3 protein-coding genes are annotated in these 5,091 nt (G+C 49.9%); 2 read left to right on the forward strand and 1 reads right to left on the reverse strand.

Features of this window, described 5'->3' with window-relative positions:
* Nucleotides 1–392 precede the first annotated feature (392 nt).
* On the forward strand, nucleotides 393–1,328 hold the full coding sequence (locus CAG65_RS13660; RefSeq protein WP_021704718.1) for an esterase/lipase family protein: 936 nt from the start codon (nucleotides 393–395) through the stop codon (nucleotides 1,326–1,328).
* Nucleotides 1,329–1,338: 10 nt separating this feature from the next.
* Nucleotides 1,339–2,199 (forward strand): lipase secretion chaperone, encoded by an 861-nt coding sequence (locus CAG65_RS13665; protein WP_021704717.1) that lies wholly within the window; start codon nucleotides 1,339–1,341, stop codon nucleotides 2,197–2,199.
* Between the two features lie 72 nt (nucleotides 2,200–2,271).
* Here the strand turns inward: CAG65_RS13665 and CAG65_RS13670 are convergent, their stop codons facing one another.
* Nucleotides 2,272–5,028, reverse strand: coding sequence for an immune inhibitor A domain-containing protein (locus CAG65_RS13670; RefSeq protein WP_161453998.1), 2,757 nt, complete (start codon nucleotides 5,026–5,028; stop codon nucleotides 2,272–2,274).
* Between the last annotated feature and the right edge of the window lie 63 nt (nucleotides 5,029–5,091).

The raw sequence follows: 5,091 nt of genomic DNA on the forward strand, positions 1-5,091 counted from the left end.
GCAAGTTGAATTATAAAAACGAAAGGTGAGTTTTGTTGTAAATTGTTGAAATTTAAGTTAACTCTAATTAAGTAACTTCTTTTTTATTCAGTGGTTTATGCTAACTTATGTGGCTGCGCTTTTGTGCGTTATCCTTTAATAAATCAAGGTTTTTATTGATGGAGACTTTTCAGGATTATATTGATTTAAAAGTTATTAATTAACCTGTTTTGATTTTTATCGTGCCTTGTTCGGTATTGATTTGTTCATGTTTAACGATTCTGTTGAATTATGACTAATCGTCACACTTAATTGAGTTTATTAATACTCCGATTATTCATTTCGTCAATGTTTCTTCTATTTTTGATCTACTCCTCCGAGGTCTAATCAGAATAAGGAATAATACATTGAAAATGAAACTCTACTTAGTTGCTCTCTGCCTGTTCAGTCCGTTCGTACTGGCTTCTACGAGCGCATCTGCACTGGACAATACTGGCTATACCCAAACGCGTTATCCCATTGTGCTGGTACATGGGCTGTTTGGTTTCGACACCTTGGCTGGTGTCGATTATTTCTACAGCATCCCACATTCACTCACCAAAGACGGAGCCTCGGTGTATGTGGCTCAAGTTTCAGCGACTAACAGCAGCGAACTGCGTGGAGAGCAGCTACTGTCTCAGGTTGAGATGTTGCTGGCAGCGACGGGTGCCGAAAAGGTGAACTTAATTGGTCATAGCCATGGCGGGCCGACAGCGCGCTACGTTGCGTCAGTGCGGCCGGATCTGGTTGCTTCAGTGACCAGTGTCGGTGGTGTGAACAAAGGCTCGAAAGTCGCGGATCTGGTTCGTGGCGCCGTTGCCGATGGCTCGGCTGGCGAGGCGATTGCCGTCAAACTGGCCGAAGGTCTGGTGACGTTGATCAACCTGTTGTCCGGCGGCAGTGATCTTGAACAGGATCCACTGGCATCACTGGCTGCTCTGACTACCGAAGGCTCACTGGCGTTTAATCAGCACTATCCGGAAGGCGTGCCGACCTCAGAATGCGGTGACGGTGAGTTTCTCGCGGACAACGGGGTGTATTACTACTCCTGGACCGGATCATCCACTTTTACCAACCTTTTAGATCCGACGGACGCGGCGATGACGATTCTTGGTCTGGCCTTTGATGGGCCGAGTGATGGACTGGTTGGGGTCTGCAGTACGCACCTTGGTAAAGTGATTCGTGACGACTACCAAATGAATCACCTGGATGAAATTAACGGCTTGCTTGGCGTGCACCATCTGTTTGAAACCGATCCGGTGACGTTATACCGTCAACATGCTAATCGTTTAAAGCTACAAGGTCTGTAAGGAGTAACTGATGAAAAAGTCCGCACTGGTATTATCATTGATGATCGCCTTGGGGAGCGCCGGTGCGGTCTTTTTATGGCCGCAGCCGACTGACATTCAGCCGGCGAGGCTGCAAACACCATCTCAACAAGACACCGAAATTGATGAATCGTCCAGCCGGGATTTACTGGACTATGCGTTGGCCGGATTGGGTGAAACTGATCTAAACCGCTTACGTGAGGAAGTCGACGAATACGCCAGTCAAAACGATCAACTGCTGGTGGATGAAACGTTGTTCGCACAATACGTCAGTTATAAGAAGGCGCTGGCTCAATTGATACTGCCGGATACCAATCAAAGCACGCGTGAAAAACTGGTCGCGCTCAACGAAGCGTTACTTGCGTTGCAAAGTGAGTACTTTACTCCTGAGCAGCAAGCCCTGTTATTTGGTGACGAAAACCGTTGGCGACAGTTGGCAATGGACAAGCTGGATATCACAGCGCACGCTCTGGACGAGGCTGATCAACGTAGCCAAATGGCGGCACTCAATGCTGAGCTGCCAGACTATCTGCAAAAAAGTGAACAGAACGCGACCATGGTTGCCGGGTTGATTGCAGCAGATGCTGAGAGTGAGCAGAACCGCTATTTGATCCGGGCCGAACTGGTGGGCGAGAGTGGGGCGCAGCGGTTGGCTGAACTGGACAACCAGCGCATGTCATTTGAATCTCAGTTAAATGATTATCTGCAGCAACGAAGTGCCATTCTGTCAGATGAATGGTTGGGTGAACAAGAGAAACAGCAACAGATTGCCGTGCTCCGGGAGCAACGTTTTGACTCGGTGCAGTGGCGACGTGTTGAAGCGCTGGAGCGCATTCACGATCAATCCCAATAAACGCATACAAAAAAGGCGCAACCCGAAGGTTGCGCCAGGAGCTTCCCATGGAACTTGGGAATAATCGGGGAATTACAGATCCACAACGATGGTTTTCGTTACTGTTGCACCGTCGTTATCCATCACGGTTAGCTTAACTTCATGTTCGCCATAGCTTGGGAAGATGGAAGTAAAGATACGTCCACGTTTCACTTTACCACCTGGCAGCGTCCACTCAGTGTCCACAATACGGCCATCGCTGTCTGTGCTGGTTGACCACATGGTGACCCAACGGCCCAGGTGGATGTATTTAGCACTCGCTTCAGGCAACGCATTCGGTGTTTCAACGGTCACCTGCTTGCTGATGGTGTCGGTTGCGCCTTTGTCGTCCGTAACAGTCAGAGAAACCTGATAGCTTCCTGCTTCAGCGTAAGACCAGGCTGGTGCCATTTCATCGCTGGTTTGGCCGTTGCCGAAATCCCACAGGTAGCGAACCAACTGACCGTCTTTGTCAACGCTATGGTTGAATGCTTTGACGCTCAGACCGTCAACTTGCACTTCAAAGCCCGCTTCTGGAGCAATGTTGTCGTCGGCTGCTTTCGAAACGCGGATAACGCCGTACTCGTTGTTTGGAGCCTGGTCGATCACTTCGATTTCCAGACCAAACTCAGTCAGTTTACGACCGGAATCTGGTGATTGTGGGTTCGAGTAATCCTGGTTGTCTGCAAATGACGCCGTACCAATCAGGCTGACATCTTCCAGAACATCACCACTGCCGTTAACCAAACGCATTGGTGTCTGATCCTGTAGCGAGAAGGCCGCATCACGGATTTGGTAACGCGTTTGCGCTGCTTCGCCACTGTTGGCCCAAACCATCGCGTTCTGATCCGCATCAACTACGCCCAGCCAGCCTTCACCAGGGTGACGACCCACCCAGTTGTCTGTCATCGACTCGTCGACATACCATACGATCAGACCGGGTTCGAACGACATCAACTGACCGAAACGTTTGATGTTTGCCAGACCTTCGTCGACGTCGTTGTGGCTACGCCATTGCAGCAGGTAGTAGTGTGGCGCTTCGTGGTAGCCGTCTGTCAGGCGGTAACCGTTGAAAGCAAACGTTGAAGCTGCTTCTGCGTCGTCAACAGGAGTAACCTGACCATCAACATCCAGTACCATGTTATCGATGTACAGACCGTCCATCGCCAGACCACCATCGGTGACGTAGTCAAACGCCAGCTCGATATCCTGACCTGCCCATTCGCTCAGATCGAATTCCGCATCGATCCAACCACCGGAAATACCCGAAATTGCAGGTACCAGACCTGTTTTGTAAGGGTCGTCCATTGTGGTGATGTTACCAGCGATCGCCTGACCATTAACCTTCACTCGGGCGAAGTCGTAGTCTTTCTCGATCTCATACCAAGCTTTGAAGCTCAGTGTCACTTTACCGCCAGCAGGCACAGACAAGGTGCGTGACATGCTGTTTTTCAGATCATCGCCTTTGTCTGAGTAGAAGGAGTATTGTCCTTCATACGGCTTCAGACCTTCGATACGTTTCAGAGGCAGATCCACTTTCACCATGTTCGGACGATCATTATCGGTCGTTTGGAACAGAGTGAAAACGCGGTCGCCTTTGTCCAGCTCATTGATGGTAATTTGATCATCGTTGATCCAACGGCCGCCAATGGAGTTTTGCAGGAACTGTTTTGCCCAAGAGGAGAAGGCAGTTGGCTGTGTACCGCCGATCTGACCAGCCCAGCTACCGGAAGACATGATTGACCAGTAAGAAACCGGCTCGCCTTTACCTGTGTATTGGGTGTCGTATTCGTCTGGCAGACCTAAGTCATGGCCGTATTCGTGCGCACACACACCTGCCGCAGCATCAATTGGCTGAATGGTGTAATCGAACGCGGCAAACTGACCGTTAAACCGGCCCGGAACATTACTCTTGGTGCCTTCCAGTACATGGTATTGGCCCAGGTTGAAACGGTGAGACCAGATAGCGTCTGCACCCAGCACGCCGCCACCAGCTTCTTCACCCACAGAAGAGTGGAAGACCATCAGGTGATCGATAACACCATCGGGCTCGCGATAATTGCCGTCGCCGTCGTAGTCGTAGCGGTCTTCAACGTCATAGTCTGCCAGGTTGATGTTCGGGTCACGTGCCAGTTGATCCAGCGCTTCACGCACCAGCTCCTGAGCATTCATGTCATTGTCTGTGGTTGGTGAGTTACCACCGTAGAAAGCCGCGTTTTTGGTTGCACGGTACCAGCCCATGGCCTGACCGGAAACGCTGTAGCTGTCGCCAGATTCACTTTCGTAGTATTGACGCATCGAGATCAGATTTTCACCGTTTGGACCAGCATAACCGGCGCCTGAGAACAGCAGATTCTGATAGTGGTGTGGCTCATAGCTGTCGTAAAGCATTTCAGTATGCTCTTTGGTCAGCTTGTTGTCGTCCCAAGGCAGATCTGGGAAGTCGATCAACAGGGCCAGAACCTTGTCGGTACGTTTTTGACTGACGTCCAGAGCAAACACGCTGGCACGTTGGTGTCCTTTGTGCTTTTCAATCGATTTCAGCACCTTGGCACGCTTCTCCAGCGCTTTCTTGCCAAATTGTGCGTCTCCTTTGAAGCCTGAACGGATTTTAGCTTCCAGATAGTTATCCAGAGCTTCACGCTTTGCTGTGTCGGAAGCATTCTCATCGACAACGCCCTTACGAACGAGCATTTCGATGAGTTTCTCTTCGTTAACAACCCCCATGTCAGCTGGAGTTTGCGCGTAACCACTGACGCTAAAAAGAGTGAGCATTGCAGTTGCGAGCAATGTTTTCCTCATAGGTTTCATTGATATTTCCTTATTATTTTTTGTTTTCCGAATAGCCAACGGTTTCTTAAAGCAGGCTTTAAT

Origin of the sequence: Vibrio sp. V39_P1S14PM300 (assembly GCF_009904765.1) — a bacterium.
GTDB classification, from domain to species: Bacteria; Pseudomonadota; Gammaproteobacteria; order Enterobacterales; family Vibrionaceae; genus Vibrio; species Vibrio proteolyticus.

What these genes read in the sequence shown, in the direction of transcription:
- CAG65_RS13660 (WP_021704718.1), top strand. Translation starts at nt 393, where the DNA reads ATGAAACTCTACTTAGTTGCTCTCTGCCTGTTCAGTCCGTTCGTACTG.
- CAG65_RS13665 (WP_021704717.1), top strand. Translation starts at nt 1,339, where the DNA reads ATGAAAAAGTCCGCACTGGTATTATCATTGATGATCGCCTTGGGGAGC.
- CAG65_RS13670 (WP_161453998.1), bottom strand. Translation starts at nt 5,028, where the DNA reads ATGAAACCTATGAGGAAAACATTGCTCGCAACTGCAATGCTCACTCTT.